Origin of the sequence: Pseudomonas sp. Nvir (genome assembly GCF_963778085.1) — a bacterium.
Classification (GTDB): domain Bacteria; phylum Pseudomonadota; class Gammaproteobacteria; order Pseudomonadales; family Pseudomonadaceae; genus Aquipseudomonas; species Aquipseudomonas juntendi.
Genome location: NZ_OY970405.1, coordinates 411820 through 433781, shown reverse-complemented (window position 1 = coordinate 433781; position 21962 = coordinate 411820). Strand labels below are relative to the sequence as shown.

The 21962-nt window shown below is 64.9% G+C and carries 17 protein-coding genes; 8 read left to right on the top strand and 9 right to left on the bottom strand.

Features of this window, described 5'->3' with window-relative positions; genetic code table 11:
• Positions 1-134: 134 nt before the first annotated feature.
• Positions 135-674, bottom strand: coding sequence for a response regulator (locus AACG97_RS02230; RefSeq protein WP_115293284.1), 540 nt, complete (start codon positions 672-674; stop codon positions 135-137).
• A 116-nt stretch (positions 675-790) separates the two neighbouring features.
• Here AACG97_RS02230 and AACG97_RS02225 point away from each other — a divergent pair, with 116 nt between their 5' ends.
• The 8 genes from AACG97_RS02225 to AACG97_RS02190 all read left to right on the top strand — a co-directional run bounded on the left by AACG97_RS02225 (position 791) and on the right by AACG97_RS02190 (position 11851).
• A complete protein-coding gene (locus AACG97_RS02225; protein WP_125854591.1) occupies positions 791-2728 on the top strand; it encodes a DUF294 nucleotidyltransferase-like domain-containing protein in 1938 nt (645 codons plus the stop codon).
• Entirely contained in the window at positions 2725-3435 is a 711-nt protein-coding gene (locus AACG97_RS02220) for a 3'-5' exonuclease (RefSeq protein WP_009681519.1), read from the top strand. The genes AACG97_RS02225 and AACG97_RS02220 overlap by 4 nt, the downstream gene beginning before the upstream one ends.
• A 152-nt stretch (positions 3436-3587) precedes the next feature.
• The gene (locus AACG97_RS02215; RefSeq protein ID WP_009681518.1) at positions 3588-4106 is read left to right on the top strand and encodes an RNA polymerase sigma factor; all 519 of its coding nucleotides are present in this window, start codon (positions 3588-3590) and stop codon (positions 4104-4106) included.
• Entirely contained in the window at positions 4103-5059 is a 957-nt protein-coding gene (locus AACG97_RS02210; protein ID WP_125854592.1) for a FecR domain-containing protein, read from the top strand. Before AACG97_RS02215 ends, AACG97_RS02210 begins: the two co-directional genes overlap by 4 nt.
• A 133-nt stretch (positions 5060-5192) precedes the next feature.
• Positions 5193-7625: a TonB-dependent siderophore receptor gene (locus tag AACG97_RS02205; RefSeq protein ID WP_225786153.1), complete on the top strand. Its 2433-nt coding sequence runs from the start codon at positions 5193-5195 to the stop codon at positions 7623-7625.
• A 58-nt stretch (positions 7626-7683) separates the two neighbouring features.
• On the top strand, positions 7684-8796 hold the full coding sequence (locus AACG97_RS02200) for a PepSY-associated TM helix domain-containing protein (protein ID WP_009683341.1): 1113 nt from the start codon (positions 7684-7686) through the stop codon (positions 8794-8796).
• Positions 8793-8969, top strand: coding sequence for a hypothetical protein (locus AACG97_RS02195; RefSeq protein WP_009683340.1), 177 nt, complete (start codon positions 8793-8795; stop codon positions 8967-8969). The genes AACG97_RS02200 and AACG97_RS02195 overlap by 4 nt, the downstream gene beginning before the upstream one ends.
• 71 nt (positions 8970-9040) lie before the next feature.
• On the top strand, positions 9041-11851 hold the full coding sequence (locus AACG97_RS02190) for a dermonecrotic toxin domain-containing protein (protein WP_054881577.1): 2811 nt from the start codon (positions 9041-9043) through the stop codon (positions 11849-11851).
• On the opposite strand, the gene AACG97_RS02185 is transcribed toward AACG97_RS02190, so the two are convergent.
• The 8 genes from AACG97_RS02185 to glnE form a co-directional block, all read right to left on the bottom strand.
• Complete coding sequence (locus AACG97_RS02185) at positions 11812-13254, bottom strand: lipopolysaccharide kinase InaA family protein (RefSeq protein WP_047150173.1); 1443 nt, start codon at positions 13252-13254, stop codon at positions 11812-11814. The genes AACG97_RS02190 and AACG97_RS02185 overlap by 40 nt on opposite strands.
• On the bottom strand, positions 13254-14006 hold the full coding sequence (locus AACG97_RS02180) for a lipopolysaccharide kinase InaA family protein (protein WP_029885031.1): 753 nt from the start codon (positions 14004-14006) through the stop codon (positions 13254-13256). Before AACG97_RS02180 ends, AACG97_RS02185 begins: the two co-directional genes overlap by 1 nt.
• Positions 14003-14737, bottom strand: coding sequence for a lipopolysaccharide kinase InaA family protein (locus AACG97_RS02175; protein WP_197885496.1), 735 nt, complete (start codon positions 14735-14737; stop codon positions 14003-14005). Before AACG97_RS02175 ends, AACG97_RS02180 begins: the two co-directional genes overlap by 4 nt.
• Entirely contained in the window at positions 14737-15543 is an 807-nt protein-coding gene (gene rfaP, locus AACG97_RS02170; RefSeq protein WP_029885033.1) for a lipopolysaccharide core heptose(I) kinase RfaP, read from the bottom strand. The genes AACG97_RS02175 and rfaP overlap by 1 nt, the downstream gene beginning before the upstream one ends.
• Positions 15540-16664, bottom strand: a complete 1125-nt coding sequence (locus tag AACG97_RS02165; RefSeq protein ID WP_009683334.1) for a glycosyltransferase family 4 protein — start codon at positions 16662-16664, stop codon at positions 15540-15542. Before AACG97_RS02165 ends, rfaP begins: the two co-directional genes overlap by 4 nt.
• Positions 16664-17722 (bottom strand): lipopolysaccharide heptosyltransferase I, encoded by a 1059-nt coding sequence (gene waaC, locus AACG97_RS02160; protein WP_029885035.1) that lies wholly within the window; start codon positions 17720-17722, stop codon positions 16664-16666. The genes AACG97_RS02165 and waaC overlap by 1 nt, the downstream gene beginning before the upstream one ends.
• Positions 17723-18772: a lipopolysaccharide heptosyltransferase II gene (gene waaF, locus AACG97_RS02155; RefSeq protein ID WP_009683332.1), complete on the bottom strand. Its 1050-nt coding sequence runs from the start codon at positions 18770-18772 to the stop codon at positions 17723-17725.
• Positions 18773-18996: 224 nt separating this feature from the next.
• Positions 18997-21930 (bottom strand): bifunctional [glutamate--ammonia ligase]-adenylyl-L-tyrosine phosphorylase/[glutamate--ammonia-ligase] adenylyltransferase, encoded by a 2934-nt coding sequence (gene glnE / locus AACG97_RS02150; RefSeq protein WP_197885495.1) that lies wholly within the window; start codon positions 21928-21930, stop codon positions 18997-18999.
• Positions 21931-21962: the final 32 nt, after the last annotated feature.

Here is a 21962-nt window from a genome sequence, read left to right as displayed (position 1 = left end):
TACGGGGGCCGCTTTGCGGCCCAATCGCGACACAAGGCCGCTCCTACAGGGATATCGCAAATATCAAAACTTGCGCTGCACCTGTAGGAGCGGCCTTGTGTCGCGATAGGGCTGCAAAGCAGCCCCTCTCTGCCTCAATCAATTTTCAGCTCTTTCTTCACCAGCTCCAGCAACTTGCCCAGGTCCACCGGCTTGAGCAGGAAGTCCACCACCCCCAGGTGCATCACGTCCACCGCCTCTGCCACATCGGTGTCGCCCGACACGACGATGATCGACAACGCCGCCCGCTCCGACCCGCGAATCTTGCGGATCAGCTCCAGCCCATCCTCTGGCTGCATGCGCAAATCGGTAATCATCAAGCCGATGCGCTGCTGGAAATGCAGGTACAACCTGGCCTCCTCGGCCCCGTCCGCGCCCACGCAATCAATGCCCCGGCTTTTCAGGTACAGGATCAAAGCCTCACGGTTCACCGCGTTGTCGTCCACCACCAGCACCAACGGCTTTACGACTACCGGCGCACTGGCCATACCCAATGCCTCGCGCTCTTCGTCGCTTAAAATATCGATTTGCTCAGGCATGGCCATCTCGTCAAAAAAATTCCGCTTCACCCATAGGACCGCAGAACTTGCGTCGCCCGATTCGCCTTTCGTCGGGTCTTTGACAGGGGTGCTCATAGACTTACGTCCAATGGGCACCACCCCGCCGCAAGCCGACCATGGAGGCAGAGAACAACATGGCCGGCACCTATATATAGATATATATAGTTCGGCATAGCGATACGGTCAGTTTCATGAGCAAAAAGGACGCCTACAGCCAGGCGGGCAGGACCGCAGTGCTGCAGAACATTCAGGGCACGCTGCAGTTTCTGCAGCGCTTTCCGCCGTTCAACCAGATGGAGCACAGCCACCTGGCCTACCTGGTCGAGCAGTGTCAGCTGCGCTTCTATGCCAGCGGCGAAAGCATCGTCAAGCCGGCAGACGGGCCGGTCGAGCATTTCTACATCGTCAAGCAGGGCCGGGTGGTGGGCGAGCGTCAGCATCTGGTGAAACCGGGGGTCGAAACCACCTTCGAAATCACCAGCGGCGAGTGCTTCCCGCTGGCCGCCCTGCTCGGCGAACGCGCCACCCGCACCGAGCATCTGGCCGGCGAAGACACCTTCTGCCTGCAACTGAACAAGGCAGCGTTCATCCGCGTGTTCTCGATGTCTGAAGTGTTTCGGGATTTTGCCCTGCGCGGGGTCAGCAGCCTGCTCGACCAGGTCAACCAGCAGGTTCGCCAGCGTGCGGTGGAAACCCTGGGTACCCAGTACTCGCTGAACACGCCGCTGGGCGAACTGGCCATGCGGCACCCGGTGGTGTGCAACGCGGATACGCCGCTGCGCGAAGCCGTGCGGCTGATGCACGAGCAGCAGGTGGGCAGCATTGTCGTGGTTGACACGCAGCGCTACCCCACCGGCATCTTCACCCTGCGCGACCTGCGCCAGGTGGTGGCCGCGGCGGACGCCGAGCTGGGTGCGCCGATTGCCCGGCACATGACCGCCAAGCCGTTCTACCTCAGCCCACAGGCCAGTGCCTTCGATGCAGCCATGGCAATGACCGAGCGGCACATTGCCCACGTGTGCCTGGTGGAAAACGGCCGGCTGTGTGGCGTGGTTTCGGAGCGCGACCTGTTCTCGCTGCAACGGGTCGACCTTGTGCACCTGGCGCGCACCATTCGCCATGCGCCGCGGCTGGACAGCCTGGTCTCGCTGCGCGGCGAGATCAGCCAACTGGTCGAACGGATGCTCGCCCACGGCGCCTCGTCCACCCAGATCACCCAGATCATCACCCTGCTCAACGACCACACGGTATGCCGGGTCATCGAACTGGCCCTGGCTGAACGCGGCGACCCTGGGGTGCCTTTCAGCTGGCTGTGCTTTGGCAGCGAAGGGCGTCGCGAACAGACCCTGCACACCGACCAGGACAACGGCATCCTTTTCGAGGCGCTGGACAGTGCCGAGGCCGACGCCATCCGTGCCCGCCTGCTGCCGCTGGCACAGTACATCAACCAATGCCTGGCCCAGTGTGGCTTCACCTTGTGTACGGGCAACATCATGGCCGGCAACCCTGCGCTGTGCCTGTCGCGTGCCGAGTGGGCGCGGCGCTTTGCCGGTTTTGTCCGCGAAGCCAGCCCGGAAAACCTGCTGGGCTCAAGCATCTACTTCGACCTGCGGGTGGTGTGGGGCGACGATCAGGGCTGCGAGCAACTGCGCCAAGGCGTGCTGGCGCAGGTGGCCGACAACCGTATATTCCAGCGCATGATGGCGGAAAACGCCCTGCGCCAGCGCCCGCCAGTGGGCCGCCTGCGCGAGTTCGTGCTGACCCGCCAAGGCAATGACAAGGCGGCCACACTCGACCTGAAGGTCCAGGGCCTGACGCCCTTCGTCGATGGTGCCCGGCTGCTGGCGCTGGCCAACGGCATCGGCGCCTGCAATACCCTGGAGCGCCTGCGCCAGTTGGTCGCCAAAGGGGTAATCGAAGCACTGGACGGCGCGGCCTACGAAGAGGCGTATCACTTCATCCAGCAGACCCGCATGCAACAGCATCAACGCCAGGCCCGCGCCAACCTGCCGTATTCCAACCGGCTTGACCCGGACAGCCTCAACCACCTGGACCGGCGTATCCTGCGCGAGTCCCTGCGCCAGGCCCAGCGCCTGCAAAGCAGCCTGGCCCTGCGGTACCAGTTATGAGCCTGTTCGCCTGGCTGCGCCCCGGCACACCCGAGCTGGACCCTGCCACGCGCCAGCGCCTGGCCCGGCAACCTAAACCCGCGCCCCTGGGTGTGTGCACGTTGCGTGAGCAGCGCTGGGTGGTGCTGGACCTGGAAACCAGCGGGCTCAACCCCAACCGTGATCAGGTACTGTCGATCGGCGCAGTGGCCATCGAGGACGGGGCCATCGACTTTGCCCAGCAATTCGAACGCACCCTGCAGCGGCCACTGCTGAAAACCAACGCCAGCGTGCTGATTCACGGGCTGGGGCCAAGCGCCCTGGCGGCCGGTTGCGAGCCCGCCGAAGCCTTGCTGGACCTGCTCGACTTCATTGGCGACAGCCCGGTGCTGGCATTCCATGCTCCGTTTGACCAGCGCATGCTGGCGCGGGCACTGAAAGAAAGCCTGGGTTACCGCTTGCAGTCGCCGTTTCTGGATGTGGCCGAGCTGGCGCCGATGCTCAACCCCGACACGGTTCTGCGCGAGGCGGGCCTGGATGACTGGGTGGCGCGCTTTGGGCTACAGGTGGAAGAACGCCACCACGCCAGCGCTGATGCCCAGGTCACCGCAGAACTTGTGCTGATCCTGTTCAGCCAGGCCCGGCGCCAACAACTGGACAGCCCGCTGCAACTGGAACAGCGCCTGCGCGGCTGGCGGCGACGCAAGGTGCAGAGCCATGGCATGTAAGGCCAGGGCTACGCAGCGCCGGTGAAACCGCAGGCCCTTGGCCAACCCCATGCAGGCGAACCGATAAGCGTCCATTGCACCCACCCCCTCCCCTCTGCAACAATCGCGAATAATTATCGTTAGTTAATGCATACGTTCCGGGGGGACGCTGCTTGCCTTCTGCACAGAGCCCACACGCCGATCTGGTTGGTACGCTGTACCGCGATCACCGCGGCTGGCTGCTCGCCTGGTTGCAACGCAACATGGCCTGCCACCAACGTGCCGAAGACCTGAGCCAGGACACCTTCGTGCGTCTGCTAGGCCGCGAGCAGCTGGCCTCGCCCCGCGAACCGCGTGCCTTTCTTGCAGCCGTGGCCAAGGGGCTGATGTTCGACCACTTCCGGCGCGCCGCACTGGAACAGGCCTACCTCGCGGAACTGGCACTGGTGCCGGAAGCCGAACACCCCTCCCCCGAAGTACAGCACCTGATTCTGGAAGACCTCAAAGCCATCGACCGCCTGCTTGGCAAGCTGTCGAGCAAAGCCCGCGCGGCGTTCCTGCACAACCGCCTGGATGGCATGGGCCATGCCGAAATCGCCGAGCGCCTGGGCGTTTCGGTGTCGCGGGTGCGCCAGTACCTCGCCCAGGGTATGCGCCAGTGCTACGTGGCCCTGTACGGGGAGCCGACGTGAGCAACGCACCGGTCTCGTCGCGTGTACTGGAAGCTGCCATTGCCTGGAAACTCAACCTCGACGGCGGCAGCGACAGCCCTGCCGAACGTGGCGAGTTCATGCGCTGGCATGCCGCCAGCGAAGAACACGCGCGCGCCTGGCGACAGCTCGGCGCCATGGACCAGCGGCTCAGCGCAGCCGCCGGCCCGGCGCGCCAGGCGTTGCTGCAGTCGCGCGCCAGCCTGCGCCGGCGCATCGGCAAGGTGGGCGGCGGCCTGGCCGGCATGTTCCTGCTCGGCTCGCTGCTGGCGTGGGTCGGCGCACCGTCACTGGCGCCCAGCTACTGGCTTGCCGACCAGCGTACCGCCACCGGCGAGTTGCGCACCTTGCGCCTGGCCGACGGCACCCTGTTGAGCCTCAATACCCACACCGCGGTAGACATCGACTACGCCGGTGCGCAACGGGTGATCGTGCTGCACCAGGGTGAAATCTCGGTCGATACCGGCCACCAGGACCCACGCCCGCTGCTGGTGCGCACCGACGATGGCCGCTTGCGCCCACTGGGCACGCGCTTCCTGGTACGTCGTGAAGCCGCAGGCACGCGCCTTGAAGTGTTGCAAGCGTCGGTCGCGGCCATGCCGCATAACAGCGGTGACGAGCAGGTGTTGCGCGAAGGCCAGCAGGTGCTGATGCATGCCGATGGCCTGGGCCAGGTCAGCGCAGTGCCGGCCGGTGCCGATGCCTGGACGCGCGGCATGCTGGTGGTCGACGACGTACGCCTTGACGACTTGCTGGCGGTGCTGGGCAAGTACCGCAGCGGCTACCTGGGCGTGGATGCAGCGGTCGCCGACCTGCGGGTAAGCGGCAGCTTCCCGCTGACCGATACCGACCTGGCACTGGCCTCACTGGAGCCGGTGCTGCCGGTGAAGGTCGAGCGGCATACCCAGTGGTGGGTGAAGGTCACGCCCAGGTAGCGCTGTAGCAGCCTGATCGCAGGCGCCCCTGCTTTTACAAACAATTCTCACTTTTTTTCAGATTCGCCCTGTCACTTTTCGATTCTCGCTCGGCAAGGATGCAGCAAGCACTTACCCGTCGAGGAACCGCCGCATGTCCCGTGCCGTAGATCGTATCCTGCGCCCCAGCCTGATGGCCCTGGCCATCGGCATGGCCGCGCCGCTGGTCAGCCCTGCCTTGTTCGCCGCCGAGCAGTCCGCGCTGCGCGCATACAACCTGCCCAGCGCACCGCTGGCCACTGCCCTGAACCAGATCGCCAGCCAGGCCGGTATCGCCCTGGCCCTGGACCCCGCGCTGGTCAGTGGCCGCACCTCGGCGCCGGTCAACGGCCGCTATGACGGCCTCGGCGCCTTGCAGGCAGCGCTGCTGGGCAGCGGCCTGCAATTGCAGCAGAGCAGCGCGGGCAGCTACAGCCTGGTCGCGGTGCCGGAGGGCAGCCTGGCCTTGCCGGAAATCACCGTGAACGCCAACAGCGCCAGTGAAAGCGCGTGGGGCCCGGTCGACGGCTACCTGGCCCAGCGCACGGCCGCCGGCACCAAGACCGACACCGCCCTGGTCGAAGTCCCACGGTCCATTTCCGTGGCGACCCGCGAGCAGATGAAAGACCGCGGCGTGCACAGCCTCGACGATGCCGTGCGCTATATGCCAGGCATCGTCTCTGCCAGCTTCGGCAGCGACACCCGCTATGACTGGATGCGTGTGCGCGGCTTCGAGCCCACCCAGTTCCTGGATGGCCTGCCGTTGCCACGTGGCGTGTACGCCAACCCGAAAGCCGAAACCTGGAACCTCGACCGCCTGGCGCTGCTGCGTGGCCCGGCTTCTTCGGTCTATGGCCAGACCCCACCCGGCGGCCTGCTGGACATGGTCAGCCGCCGCCCGCAAGCCGAAAGCGCGCATGAAATCGAACTGCAATATGGCAGTGACAACCACCGCCAGATCAACTTCGCCAGCACCGGCAGGATCGATGACGACGGCCGCTTGCTGTATGGCGTGAGCGGTGTGATCCGTGACAGCGGTACGCAGGTCGATCACATCGACAACAAGCGCTACAACATCGCCCCGAGCCTGACCTGGAACCTGGACGAAGATACCTCGCTGACCTTCCTCTCCCAATTCACCCGCGACGATACCGGGGTCACCAGCCAGTTCCGACCGATCCAGGGCACCAAGATCGACATGCCGTTCGGCAAAATCTCGCACCACAAGAACCTGGGTGACCCGAATTACGAATTCTACGACCGTACTTACTACGCGCTGGGTTACGCGTTCGAGCACCGTTTCAACGACGTGTGGCAGTTCCGGCAAAACTTGCGCTATACCAAGTCCGAGCTGTCGTTCCAGACGATCACCGTCAATAGCTACTTGCCGGAGTTCGGCATGGTCGTGGACGACCAAGGCAACGTGGGGCGTAGTACCACCAACGTTGACGAGGACATCAGCCAGTTCGCCGTCGACAACAACTTCCAGGGTGATTTCAGCACAGGCGCCATCAACCACACCTTGCTGGTCGGCCTGGACCACCAACGTACCAACAACAATTTCCTGACGATCTATGGCGCTGCGCCGCCCATCAATGTCAACGACCCGGTCTACGGTTTGCCGATCAGCAGACCGGACCGTTCCACTGCCTACTACGACTACGACCAGAAGACCATTCAGACCGGCCTGTACGTGCAGGACCAGATGGCGCTGGGCAACTGGCGGCTGACCTTGGGTGGTCGGGAGGACTGGGTACACACCGGTACAACGTTCTTCAACAAAGGCGACGCTACCAACACCCAGCGCGACAGTAACTTCAGCGGCAACGCGGCGATCAGTTACGTCTTCGATTCGGGGTTTGTGCCTTACCTGTCCTATGCAGAATCTTTCCAGCCCGCCAGCAAGGCCGATGCGGACCCACTGAAGTCGTTCAAACCAACCGAAGGCAAGCAGTGGGAACTGGGTGTCAAATACCAGCCCCCCGGTTCAAATACGTTGCTCTCGGCCGCGGTGTATGACCTGACTCAAAAGAATGTGCTGGTCACCAGCAACGATGGCAACACCAGTGTCACCAGCCAAACCGGCGAAGTGAAAGTCCGCGGCCTGGAGCTTGAAGCGGTTTCCGACGTTACCGACAACCTGAAGGTAATTGCCGCCTATACCCTGGCCAAATCCGAAGTGCAGGATGGTCAGTTCAAGGGCAACCGCCTGCAACTGATGCCTAACCAGCAAGCCTCGGTGTGGGGCGACTATACCTTCCACTCGGGCGTACTGGACGGCTTCGGCATCGGCCTGGGGGCACGCTACACCGGTAATACCTATGGTGACCAAGGCAACACCTGGCTGGGCAAGGCCAATGCCTACACGGTGTTCGATGCCTCGGTGCATTACGACCTGGGCCGCCTCGACAACAGCCTGAAAGGGGCGTCGGTAGCGCTCAATGCGAACAACCTGCTGGACAAGGACTACCTCTCCACCTGTGACTCGTACTACTGCTACTACGGGGACGAGCGGAGTGTCGTGGCCAGCGCCACCTACAAGTTCTGAGTGAGCCGGGGCCGCGTTGCGGCCCCCTCCAATTCCTCAGGCAATAAACGGTACCGTGATGAAAAGCCCAACCATCCGCCGCTGGTCAGCGGTCCACACCTGGAGCAGCCTGGTCTGTACCCTGTTCCTGCTGTTGCTCGCCCTCACCGGCCTGCCGCTGATCTTCCACCACGAACTCGAACACCTGCTGGGCGACGCCGCCGAACTGCGCGAAATGCCGCCCGGCACCCCGCACCTCGACCTGCAACAGCTGGTGCTCAAGGCCGAGCAGCACCGCCCCGGCGAGGTCATGCAGTACTTTGGCTATGAAGAAGACCAACCCGACGGCGTGGTGGCCATCACCGCCGCCACCGCCGGTACCGAACCCAACCTGTCGCACACCTTCATGCTCGACGCCCGCACAGGCGAAGCGGTAGCCATGCCCGCCGCCAACGGTGGTTTCATGATGCTGATGCTGCGCCTGCACGTGGACATGTTCGCCGGCCTGCCGGGCAAGTTGCTGCTGGCCTTCATGGGCGTGCTGTTCGTCGTCGCGATCGTGTCCGGCACCGTGCTGTACGCCCCGTTCATGCGCCGGCTGGGCTTCGCCAGCGTGCGCCACGACAAATCCCGGCGCCTGCGCTGGCTCGACCTGCATAACCTGATCGGCATCGTCACCTTGGCCTGGGCACTGACTGTCGGTGTAACCGGCGTGATCAGCGCCCTGTCCGACCTGGTGATCGCTGCCTGGCGCAACGACAGCCTGGCGGCGATGGTGGCCCCCTACCGCAACGCCCCACCGCTGGGCGAACGCGCTGCGGCCAGCGACCTGCTGGCCATCGCCGAACAGGCCGCCCCCGGCATGCGCCCAGACTTCATCGCCTTCCCCGGTACACGCTTCTCCAGTGAGCACCACTACGCGGTGTTCATGAAAGGTGCCACGCACCTCACTTCGCACCTGCTGACCCCGGTCCTGATCGATGCACGCACGCTGCAAGTGACCGCCGTCGGCGAACGCCCCTGGTACATGGATGCCATGGGCCTGTCGCAACCCCTGCATTTTGGCGACTACGGCGGGCGGCCCATGCAGGTGCTGTGGGCAGCACTGGACGTGCTGACCATCATCGTGCTCGGCAGCGGCCTCTACCTGTGGTGGACCAAGCTGCGCAGCAGCAGGGGGGCGCGCCCGTGAGCCACACGTCACGCAGCACCAGGCAGATCTTCGCCTGGCCTGGGCTCATCGCCGCACTGGGCGCAGCCGGCCTGTTCGCCGCGCTGCTCGGGGACGGCGCCTGGGACGCCCTGGCCTGGCTGGGGCTGGGCATTCCGGCCTGGCTCGGGTTCCGTGGCCTGAGCGGCAAATGAGGTAAACAGCTAACACGCCTGTATCACCAGCTGGCACCAAGCTGCATGGCCTGTTCACCGTGGAGCCCGCCATGAGCCTGACACACTTCAAGTCCTTCGATGCGCAACTGAGCGCCCTGCTCACCCCACCCCCGGCGCCCGAGCCGTCGCTGCCGCTGCTGAACGCACGGCAGCGCTACTTCGCCGACCTTGCGCAGTACTGGCTTGGCACCGCGAGCGGTGATAGCCGGCGGGCACGCCTGGCTACGCTGCTGCGCCAGCAACTGCTGGCGCAAATCGCGTTGCGCAGCGATGACCACACGCTGGGTTCGAGCCATGCCGAGCTGGTCACCTGCTGCGCCAACAGGCCGCTGCCCTCGCAGCGCCAGCATTTACCAGCCGCGCAACGGCCGCAGATCTACCGCCCCGTACTGGACATCACCACACCCAATTGGCGTAGCTACCTGCCCGGCACCTTCGTGATCGTCGAAGGCGGGCCCGAGGGCCGCATGCCAGACCCTCGCAACACCACCGACTACGCGCTGCTGTGCAGTCTGTCCCATGGCATCGAAGCATTCGATAGCCTTGCCGAGCTGCACACCGAGCTTTGCGAACGCCTGGACGACGTGCAGCAAAGCCGGCCACTGCTGCGGCACATGAGCAACGAACACGACCGCGACAACGCCCGCAACGCCGAGCGCCTGCGCTATGAATGGTTCAACGAGGACATGATCCAGGCGCAGGTTCAGGCCTTGATCGACGGCCAGCACGCCGCGCTGACCCAGGCCTGGCAGAAAGCTGCGCAGCAGGCGACGGTGGACTGGCCCAAGCTGACAGCGGACCTGGCCGCGGCCGCCGATCTGCTGCCATGGGCCGACAGCCGCTCTGCGCTACAGACACGCTACGGTCTGCTGCTGGAGCGCAACTCGCCAGCCTGGCTGAAAAACGCCTCGGCACAGGGCCTCACGCACATCATGCAAACCCTGCAAGAGCTGGTGATCGCCATCGACAAGGCGGCGGCACCCGGTATCCTCAGCCTTGAGCAATTCGTCGACCACAATGGCCTGCTCGCCTGGACGCGTGAACGCCTGCGCACGCAACTGCGCCAACGTCACCAGCTGGATATCGACCCGCTCGGCCTGTATGTCAGTGTCACCCTGGCCAGGCCCATAGGCCCCGTGTTGCCGCCCAGCATCACCGGCCCGTGGATACCCGTCGCCAGCCGCCCGCAGGTTGGCGACAGCATCGAGCTGGTCCAGCAGACCTACCGCATCGACGAGCTGGCGCTGATCAACGTCAGCTTGCTCGATATCGACTACTGGTTGACGGCGAGGGTGCACGACAAGCAGGGCGTGACCGTCGATGGCGTCAGCCCAAGCCAGGTCAAGCAGCTGGTCCGTGAGCTGGATGTGGGTGAAAGCTACAGCCAGTACTTGCGCACCCACTTGCTGACATCGCCGCAGGCACAGTGGCGGCAGGACAGTTATGTCGCCATCAGCCATGCGCGCATGCGCGCCGAAGCGGCCAAGGCGCACTATGCCGGCCACCTTCTCGAAGACCCGTTCGAGCGCGGGTTCACCTGGATCACCACCTTGCTCGAATACCCGCAAAGCCATGCCCGCCAACAGGCAGACGTAGCGCAACTGAGCGTGCGCCAGTTGCTGATCGGTGGGCATACGCTGCAAGGCATCATGCTGGTCACCCCAGACAGCCCAGGCTTCGCCCGCTTCATCGTCTACACCCCGGACGCCCCCGACCGCCGTGCCTGGCGTGAGTTTCGCAATACCCGGCACATGCTCAAGACCCTGCGCAAACAACCTGCCCTGCGCGATTACCTGAAAGACCGCCTGCCGCTGGCCGACCGTGAGCAAATCGAGCTATGGCTGACCAAAGGCGGCATGGGGCCCCATGTACTACGCCCGACGATCACCGGCGATTTCCACCAGGCCCGCTACCTCGCTGAAGTCAATGCCATGCTGGCCGCGGTCGATGCCAGCACCAATACCCGGCGGGAACTGCTGGGCGAGCTCGGCCTGCGCGGGCTGACGCTCATTCTGGACTTGATCAGCTTCGTGTTGCCCAACCGGGCACTGGTGGCGGTATCGTTGGGGCGTTCGATCCTGTCGGTGATCGATGCGCACAAGGCCTTCAAACAAGGGCAACGCGTTGACGTGTTGAAACACATCGTCGACGCCTTCACCTACGCCAACGACGCCGTCAACAACCTGGGTGGAACAACCGTGATGCGCCGCGCGTTGCGTGGAATACCCTCGCCTCCACCGCTGAAGTTGCCGCCTTCGGCAAGCGTGAACATCAACCGTGAAAAACTGCGTTACCGCGTCGATGGCATTCACAAAGAAGGTATCTACGAGCAACCCTCGCCGTACCCTGGCCTGAGCTTCTACTACATCAGGGATGCCAGCGGGGCTACGTACCAGGTCGCTTTCGACGGCTACCGCTGGCGTGTAGTAGACCCGCGGATGCCGGACGCCTATACCAAGGTACCGGTCAAACGCCGCGAAGACGGCGAATGGGTAGTGGACTCGGTGGTGCTGTGGCATGACGGGCTACCCGACTTGCAGGCGCTGTTCGAAGCGTGCCAACTGCCCACGTACCCGGCTGGCGCCGAGCCAACCGACACCGCTGGACTGTACCGCCTGGGCCGGGAGTACTTTCTGGTCGCAGGCAGCCAGGCGTTGCCGCTGCGCGCGCACTTGCTGGACAACCATTACCATTTGCTGATGCCCGGGCAACCGGACCGCAGGCCCATCGCCTGGGCCATTGTCCGTTGGCAGGGGGACCAGTGGCGCATCCGGGTTCGCCAGCCCGGCCGAAGCAGTGACTGGCTGGCGTTTCCAGACTGTTATTCGGTAAGCCGCGGCAACAGCCCGTCCAACCGCTGATGCAAGGCACTGCCACTTGGCCAGTTGCGCAGCAGCCGTGCCCGGTCGCGGGCATAGGCGGGGGCGAAGCTGAGCTGGGTGGCATGCTGGCACATGGCGTCCAGGTCGATCAGCGACCAGCGCCCGTTGTCCCAGAACAGGTTGTGCCCCTTGAAGTCGCCGTGGCTGATGCGTTCGCGGATCAGTTGCTGCATCACCTGCACCAACGCATCGAGCTGTTCTTGCGGTGCCTCGCCACTTTCCACGTAGGGCGCAAAGCACGCGGTCAGGTCTGGGCCATCGACATACTCGGTGACCAGGTAGGCACGGCTGCGCAGGCCCAGCACCCGCTGCTCCAGCACCGCCAAGGGGCGTGGCGTGGCGATGTCGAGAAACTCCAGGCGGTGCCCTTCGATCCACGAATGCCAGGCCCGGCTCGGGCGCCAGAAGCGCTTGAGCCAGTGCGCGGTGTTCTTGATGTTGTAGCGTTTGAGCACCAACTGCCGGCCATTCACCTCGATACGCGCCACACTGGCGGCGCCACCGGTCTTGTACAGGTGGCCTTGGTCGATCAAGGCATCGGCCTGTTCCAGCACTGGCAGCATGGCGCCCACCTCGCTGCGGCGAACCGCACGCAAGCCCGACAAGCTGCGCTGTACGCTGAACAGGCTGCATTCGCGCCCGGCCTTTTCCAGGTAGTCCTTCTGCCGCCAGCTGCGCACCTTGTCCACCTGCTTCTGCAAGGCTTCCAGTGGCAGCGCGTGCTCGGCATTGGCCAGCAGGTAATGCACCAGCAACTCTTCGATGAACGGCTCCAGGCGCTTGGGCAACTGGGCGAAGAATACCCCGAGGTTTTCCAGCACCCGCGGGCGCGACAGTTGCTGGCCAGGGGTTTCGGCCTTGATGCCGGCGCCATCGATCAGGTACAGCTTGCCGGCGTGGCGCAGCAGGTTGTCCAGGTGCAGGTCTTCCTGCCACAGGCCTTTGGCGTGCATGTGCGCCACGGCCGTCAGCGCCTCACCCAGCACCTGATGCTGCGCGTCGGCCAGCACCGGCAGGTTTTCCACCGCGCCCCAGGCATCGGCCAGGCTCTGGGCACCGTCGAGGAATTCGAACAGCAGCCAGCCACCTTCGCCTTCCCTGAGCCCGTCGGCCAGCAGCCTGGGCGTGGTCAGCCCCTGCCCGGCCAACAGTTTCACGCCCTGCAATTCGCGCTGGAAATGCCGCGCCGCGTTAGCACCCACCAACAACTTGGCCAGTACCGGCGTCCCGCGCCATACACCGGCGCCGACATAGCGCTGGCCCGGTAGCACACGCAACAGGCTGAGCAGCTGCAGGTCGGCGCTGCCGGCGGCATCGGCCAAGGTCAGGGTCAGCGGCAGTGACGGGCTACGCCCGGCAGCCTTGAGTTCAGACAAACGCATCAGCGGGCCTCTTTTTCACGACGGCGTTGCGTCAGGCGTTGCAGCCAGGTGTCGACCAGCGTGCCTTCGGCGGGCTGCGCCAGGTAGCTGGCCAGCAAGGTGCGGACATCGGCCTCGCTCCAGGCCCGGGCGCGGCGTAGCAACGGCTCCAGGTCTTTGAGGCGGTCACGCATGCCGAACAGCAACGGCCGGGTCTTTTCCAGGTCGATCAGTTGGGCGTCCCACCCCTCGCGGCGCTGGCGCAGAAAGATGTGCTTGGGGTAGAAGCAGCCGTGCACCTGGCCGGCGCCGTGCAGGGTACGCGCCAGCTGGCCGCACGCCTGCAGGATGCCGTTGCGCTCGGCCTCGCCCAACTGCGGCCATTGGCCCAGCAGGCTGTCGAGGTCGGCCCACGTGTCCAGGGCACGGGTCATCAGAATCGCCCGGTGCTGGCCGCCCTGCTTGCGCTCACCGTAGAACACCGCCTGCAAGGCCGGAATGTGCAACTTCTGATAACGGCTGATATTGCGGAATTCGCGGGCGAAGGTTGGCTCGCCAAACGGCCGGTGCAGGGTGCGGGTCAGGTAGTCGCACTGGCGCTTGAGGTAGTACCCCTTGCCTTCGAGCTCCAGGCGGAACACGCTGCTCCAGCCGCCACGGCCGGTGTTGGGCTCGTCCACGGCGTCCAGTTGCAGCGCCCACAGCGCCTCGAAGTCATCCAGCCCATGGCGTTTGAGCAGCGCGAGTTCTGCGCTGGCCAGGTAGTCGGTCATTCCCTTCCCTCGAAAAAGCCCAGTACCTGGCGGATGCGTTTCTTGTCGCGCGCATCAAGCCGGTTACGGTCACGGTACTGCAGGTAGAAACGCAGGCGCTGGGTAGCCGAGAGGTGGTACTTGGCCACCTTGTCGAGGCAGGCCAGGTCTTTGATCAGCCGGTGCCGCCACATGAACCCGCGCCAGAAATCGCCAGTGGGGCAATCGATGAAGAACAGCGTGCCTTGGTCATCGACCAGCAGGTTGCGCCACTTCAGGTCGTTGTGGGCGAAACGGTGTTCGTGCATCACCCGGGTATGGCGGGCCAACTGGCGGCTGATATGGTCGACCCAGGTGCGATCGGCCAGCCGCGAATCGTTGCGCTCGGCCAGGGCCGAGAGGTCTTCGGTGTTGGGCAGCTCGCGGGTGATCATCGCCCCGCGGCCAAAAGCCAGGCCATTGCGCTCAAGGCCCCAGGCCACCACTTCGGCGGTGGGAATGCCCCACTTGGCGAACTGCTTGAGGTTCTGCCATTCGGCCTTGATGCGCGGACGGCCCAGGTAGCGGCGCATGTGCTTGCCGGCACCGGTGTACCGCTTGACGTAATAGTTGACCCCATCACGCTCGATGCGCACCACCTCGCTGAGCGGGTCGCGGGTCAGGCGTTCGCCCTGAATGGCAAATACCGCATCGAGGCTGCCGAAGTCCGCCGCCAGGTGTTGGTAACCCGGCGCCAGTGTCCAACTCGCCATTAGAGTGCATCCCCATAGCGTTGCTTGCGATCGTAGAGTTTCTGCGCCTTGCGCTCCAGCCAGGCCAGCAGCGCGGCTTCGTCCTTGAGGACTTGCCGCAGCGGGCGCTGGAAGTACGCGCGCAGGAAGCGCAATTTGTCGCGTTGGGTAAGGCCGATGTCCAGCGCCGAGAAGTACAGCGCCGCCAGGTCCTTGTCACGCCAACGCCGGCTGATTGTCGCCCGGGTTTGCGCGCGGTGCAGGTCGATCACCGACAGTTTGAAATCATCCGCCGTCACCGGGCGGTCGGTGTGCAGCAGGAAGTGGCAGATGTAGCAATCGCGGTGGTTGACCCCGGCGCGGTGCATGCCGCCGGTCATTTTCGCCACCTCGGCGATCAGCGCATGCTTCAGGCGCGGCTCGGGCGGCTGCCTGGCCCAGTCGATGCTGAAGTCTTCCAGGCTGATGGTCGGCGCCAGCTCTTCGGTGATGATGAACGAATGCTGCGCGGCTGGGTTGCTGCCGCGCTCACCGTAGGCGACCGCGGTCATGGTCGGCACACCCACTTCATGCAAACGCTGGATCGCCTGCCACTCCTGGCCGGCACCGAGCACCGGCAGCTTGGCGGTCAGCAGGTTCTTGAAGATCTCGCCCCAGCCGATACCGCGGTGGATCTTGACGAAAAAGCCCTCGCCAGCCACCTCGGTACGCAGCGTGCGGCGGCCTTCGAGTTCGCGGTAGACCTCACCTTGCAGCGCCTCCACGGCGTCGAAGGCATCGCGCCCGGCCCACAGGTGTTTGAAGGGTTCGGCCAGTATCAGCTTCATGCGGTTTTCTGCCCCAGGATCACGTCGGCAGCATGCTGCGGCATGCTGTACAGATCGGCGGTTTCGGCGAATGCCAGGCCGTTGCGCGACCAGCTGGCGCGGGCCTGCGGGTCTTCCAGCATGCGCTGCAGGTAGCTGTTGAGCTGGTCCTGCTCGAATGGCTCGTCCAGCACCAGGCCACTGTCGGCCTCGGCAATGTAATGGGCATAGCCGCACACCCTGGACACCAGCACCGGCAAACCGGCCACCAGCGCTTCGAGCAGCACTGTACCGGTGTTTTCGTTGTACGCCGGGTGAATCAGCACGTCGGCACCCAGCAGAAAACGCGGGATGTCGCTACGGCCCTTGAGGAACTGCACCTGATCGCCCAGGCCCAGGGTAGCGCTTTGCAGCTGGAATACCTTGGGGTCGTCCTGGCCGATGACCATCAACCGGGTGCGCCTGCGCAGCGCCGACGGCAGTGCCGCCAGCGCCTTGAGGCTGCGGTCCACGCCCTTGGTCTTGAAGCCCGAGCCGATCTGCACCAGCAGCAGGTCACCCTCGCCCAGGTTGAACTCCTTGCGGAACTCGGCGCGAATCTCGGCGGCATTGGCCGGCGCGCGGCGGTCCTGGGAAATGCCCGGCGGCAACAGGTGGAAGCGCTCCAGCGGGGTGCCGTAATGCTTGATGAACAGCGGCTGCTGCACTTCGGAAATCATCAGCACTTCGGTATGCGCGTCCTTGGCGAACACCGCATGCTCGTACTCGGCAAAGTGCCGGTAGCGGCCCCAACGGCGGTACAGGCCACCACGCAGGGTTTGCGCCTTGTCCTCGAAGCAGCCGTCGGCGGCGTAGTACACGTCCAGCCCCGGCATCTTGTTGAAGCCGATCAGGCGGTCGACCGGGCGCTTGGCCAGGTCGGCGGCCATCCAGGCACTGAGCTTCTCGTTGCGCCGGTGGTTGAAGACCGCCTTGACCGGCGCCACCAGCACCTCGAAGCCGGGGGGAATGTCGCCCTCCCAGATCAACGTGTACACACGGATCTGGTGGCCGCGCTTCTGGCACTCCAGGGCAATGCGCATGAAGTCGCGTTGCAGCCCGCCAAAGGGGAAATATTTGTAAAGTACGAAAGCCAGTTGCATCAACGGACATCCTCAGCCAGCAGCAACGCGCTCAAGCGGCTCGCCACATGCTCGGGATTCAGGCGAGTGAAGCACAGTGGCCACTCGCGTTTGAGATCGAACCGGGCCAGGTCATCGGCGCTCGGTTTGTAGGTGCACTTCTTCTGCAGGCAGGGCGCACAGGGCCAGTCACTGGCCTGGTGAATCTGGGTCCGTCCGTAGGCGCCGGTCAGGCCCGGGTTGGTCGGGCCGAATAACGAAATGGTCGGCACATCGAGTGCCGCGGCCAGGTGGCCCAGGCCGGTATCGACCGCCACGCAGGCCTTTGCCGCTGCCAGCACGCGGGCCACACCAGCAAGGTTCAATTTGGGGAGCACCTGGCAATTGTTCAAGCCCTGGGCAATGCGCTCGGCCCGCGCCTTCTCCGCCGGGTTGCCCCACGGCAGGCGCACCTCCAGCTTGCGCCGGCCCATGCGCTCGGCCAGTTCGCGCCAGTAGGCTTCCGGCCAGTGCTTGGTCGCCCAGGTGGTGCCATGCAGGAACACGACATAGGGCGCCGCTGGCGGCAGTTGCAGGCGCTCGAGGTCCAGGCCGTAGTTGCCGATGCCTTCGGGCAGGTCGTAGGCCAGGGCCATGGCGAACAGCTGGCGCACCCGCTCGACCGCATGCTGGCCGGTAGCAACCGACAGGCGCCGGTCATAAAAGCGGCTGGCCCACCCCTCACGGGCCGAATAGCGGTCCAGGCCAGCCACCGGGGCCTTCACGTAGCGGGTGAGCCAGGCCGACTTGACCAGGCCCTGGGCGTCGATCACCAGGTCGTACTTGCGCGCGCGTAAGCGCTGCTTGAAGGCCTTCCACTCGCCGCTCTTGAGGGTTTGCCAAAGGTTCTTGCGCCAGCGGCGGATAGCCACCGGGATGACCTGGTCAACCGCCGGGTGCCAGCTGGGGATTTCGGCGAAGCCTTCTTCCACCACCCAGTCGAACCGGATGCCCGGGAGCGCATGGGCGGCATCGGTCAGTGCCGGCAGGGTATGGATCACGTCACCCAGGGATGAGGTCTTGATGATCAGTACCCGCACTTAGTCGACCTCGGCCACGGCATCGATCAGGTCCGGCCCGCTCAGGCTGTGCAGGGCGGCGATGACTTTACCGGGCTCCAGCAGGCGCAGGCAGTTGTAGTGGCCGAAGCGGCAAGTGCGGTCAAAGCACGGGCTGCACTCGATACCGGTGCGCACCACCTCCACCTGTTCGGCCAGCGGTGGGGTGAAGCCGGGCGAGGTGGAGCCATACACGGCCACCAGCGGGCGGTTGAGCGCAGCCGCCACGTGCATCAGCCCCGAGTCGTTGGACACCACGGCCTGCGCGCACGACATCAGGTCGATAGCCTCGGCCAGCGAGGTTTCGCCAGCCAGGTTGGCGGACTCTTCGCGCAACCCCGGAATCAGCCGGTCGCGGATCTGCTCGCCCACCGGGTGGTCGTTTTTCGAGCCGAACAGCCATACCTGCCAGCCCTGGCGGATCATCGCATCCGCCACGGCGGCATAGTGTTCGGCCGGCCAGCGCTTGGCCTCGCCAAACTCGGCACCGGGGCACAGCGCCAGTACCGGGCGGTCGAGTTCCAGGCCGAACTTGGCCAAGGCGGCCTCGCGGCTCTGGGCTTCGATTTGCAGGTGCGGGCGCGGGTACGGTTGCGGCAATTCGGCGCCAGGGGCGTAGGCCAGGGCCATGAAACGCTCGATCATCAGCGGGTAGCGGGCCTTGTCCAGCTTGCGCACGTCATTGAGCAGGCCGAAACGCATTTCGCCGCGCCAGCCGGTGCGTTTGGGAATGCCGGCGAAGAAGGGGACCAGCGCCGACTTCAACGAGTTGGGCAGCAGGATGGCCTGGTCGTACTGGCCGGCCAGGGACTTGCCGATACGCCGCCGCGTGGCCAGCTCCAGTGCGCCGTGGCCGAGCGGAAAGCTCAAGGCCTGGCGCACTTCGGGCATGCGTTCGAGGATCGGCCGGCTCCACTCGGGGGCCAGAACGTCGATCACGCAGTCGGGGTGCTGCTGTTTCAGGCACTGGAACAGGGTCTGCGCCATCACCATGTCGCCGACCCAGCTGGGGCCAATGATCAGTATTCTCATGCTTAGTCCAGAAACGCTCGGGGAGGCTACAGGCTGCGGTTCAGCCTGGCCTCCCCTCTTTATATTCAGGCTATGTGGCGGACAGTGTACCACCGGTGGTGAAGCATGAGCCTTTGGGGCTGCTTTGCAGCCCATCGCGACACAAGGCCGCTCCTACAAGGGAATGCGTTCTCCTGTAGGAGCGGCCTTGTGTCGCGATGGGCCGCAACGCGGCCCCAACATTCTCAAGTCAAACCCAGCTCACCCCAGATCCGCCGCACCTCACGGCGTTCATCGGCAAACTGCGCCGCATCGATCACCCCGGCCTGTTTCTGCAGGGCCTGGCGGTGCGAGGCCGAGCGGAACGCCTTGTACACTTCACGCAACAGCACCGCGTCACTGGCCGGCAGCAAACCTGCTTGCTCCAGCTCTTCCAGAATGCGGATGTTATCGGTCCATCGGAGTATGGCCGGGTGCTCGTGGCCCCAGGCCAAAGCGGCGTATTGCACCATAAATTCAATATCGACGATACCGCCGGCATCCTGCTTGATATCGAACGGCATGCCAGCCTCGAAGGCATTGGCTGCAGTCCCGGCGGCGGTGGCCTTGGTGCCCAGGTTGTCACGCATCTTGGCGCGCATTTCGCTCACTTCGCTGCGCAGCTTCCCAAGGTCACGGGCCTGGCCCAGCACCTTGGCGCGAACGCCCTCGAACGCAGCCCCCACCTGCTTGCAACCGACCAGCACACGGGCCCGCACCAGGGCCTGGTGCTCCCAGGTCCAGGCTTCGTTCTGCTGGTAGCGCTCGAAGGCCCCCAGCGAACTGACCAGCAGGCCCGAAGCCCCTGACGGGCGCAGGCGCATGTCCACGTCATACAGCTGGCCCGAGTTGGTCTGGGTGGTCAGCAGGTGAATGATGCGTTGGCCAAGGCGGGTAAAGAACTGCGCACTGTCGATCGGCTTGGCCCCGTCGGTTTCCGCCTGCGGGTCGCCATCGTGGATGAACACCAGGTCCAGGTCCGAGCCGTGGCCCAGTTCCAGCCCACCCATCTTGCCGTAGCCGATGATGATGAACCCCGGGTCGCACAGGCTGCCGTCACTGCGCTTGGGCTGACCGTGGCGGGCCACGGTCTGGCGCCAGGCCAGCGCCAGCACCTGGTCGAGGATGGCCTCGGCCAGCCAGGTCAGGTAGTCGCTGACCTTCATCAAGGGCAGGTTGCCGCTGATTTCCGAGGCCGCCACGCGCAGGCTGTGGGCCAGCTTGAAATGGCGCAGCGCCTCCATCTGCTGCTCAAGGTCGTCTTCGGGGATGCGCGTCAGGCGCTCGCGCAGCTCGCTGGCCAGCTCTGGCGCCAGTGGGGGGCTGAACAGGCGGCCCTCATTGAGCAACTCATCGAGCAGCAGCGGGTAGCGGGCCATCTGCTCGGCGATCCAGGGGCTGGCGGCGCACAGGGTCAACAGTTGGCGCAGTGCACCCGGGTTTTCCGTCAGCAGCACCAGGTAGGCCGAACGCCGCGCCACCGCCTCCACCAGCGGCAATACCCGCTCGAGTACCAGGTCGGGGTTGTCGTGCTCCACCGCTTGCGCCAGCAAGCGTGGAATAAAGGCATCCAGGCGCTCACGCCCGATGCGTTGCATGGAGCGCAGCTGCGGGCTTGAGCGCAACGCGGCCAGGCGCCGCAAAGCGTCCACAGGCGCCTTGAAACCGGCCTCCTCCAGTTGGCGACCAGCCGCTTCCTCGTCCTGGGCCTGCTCCCACAGCGGCGACCACTCACCGCCCACCACCAACTCGCCTTCACCGTCTTCATCGTCCGGGTCGGCAATGACCTGGCGGAAATGCCAGTCGATGCGGCCACGCCAGTAGGTCAGCTGGTCGTGGAAGCTCTGCCAGTCGGCAAAGCCAAGCATGAAGGCGACCCGCGCCTGATCGGTCTCGCCCTCGGGCAGCATCTGTGTCTGGCGGTCGGCGATGGCCTGGATGGCGTGCTCGGTATAACGCAGGAACTCATAGCCTTCGCGCAGCTCAGCCACCACAGCCGGCGGCAGGTAGCCCTGGCCTTCGAGGGTGGCCAGCACCTTGAGCAACGGCCGCTGCTGCAGGCTGAGGTCACGCCCACCGTGGATCAGCTGGAACGCCTGGGCGATGAACTCGACCTCACGAATGCCGCCAGCACCGAGCTTGATGTTGTCGGCCATGCCCTTGCGCCGGACTTCCTGCTGGATCAACTGCTTCATGGTGCGCAGCGCTTCGATGGCGGAAAAGTCCAGGTAGCGGCGGTACACGAACGGGCGCAGCATTTCCTGCAACTGCGCGCCAGCAGCCTGATCGCCGGCCACCACCCGAGCCTTGATCATGGCGTAGCGTTCCCAGTCGCGCCCCTGGTCCTGGTAATACTGCTCCAGGGCATTGAAGCTGAGCACCAGGGCCCCGGCAGAGCCGTAAGGGCGCAACCGCATGTCGACGCGGAACACGAAGCCGTCGACGGTCACCGGGTCCAATGCCTTGATCAGGCGCTGGCCCAGGCGGGTAAAGAACTCCTGGTTGTCCAGCGAGCGCTTGACCCCTTCGGTTTCACCGCCCTCGGGGAAACCGAAGATCAGGTCGATGTCCGAGGACAGGTTGAGTTCGACCGCGCCCAGCTTGCCCATGCCCAGCACAACCATGTGCTGCGGCTGGCCACTGCGGTTGCCGATGGGCGTCCCGAATTGCTGACAGTGGCGCGGGTAAAGCCATTGGTAGGCTTCGTCGATGCAGGCATCGGCCAGGTCCGACAGGTCGCCGCAGGTTTCGCCAAGTTCCGCCTGGCGGGTAATGTCACGCCAGATGATGCGCACTTGCTGCCGGTTGCGCGCGCGGCGCAGGTTGCGCGCCAGTTCCTCTTCGCTTTGCGCCGCCTGCGCCGCCGCGGCAATTTGCCCGCGCAGCTCCCCCGGGGCATAGCGCCGTTCCAGCTCACCGCTGGCCAGCAGGGCAAACAGCATGGCCGGGTCGCGCTGGGCCACGCCCAGCACGAAGTCGCTGGCCGCGGCCACCTGGTCGAACTGGTGCCGCTGGGCCGCACTGCAATCGTTCAGGTCCAGTTCGGGGTGAGCCGCCACGGCATCGCGCAGGAACTGCTGGTTGCGAGAAACCAGCGGCTGCAAGCTGGCAGGCAGATCGGAGGGCAAAGGTAGGCGCATGGTCTATCCTTGATCGGCGTGAAATAGAGGGA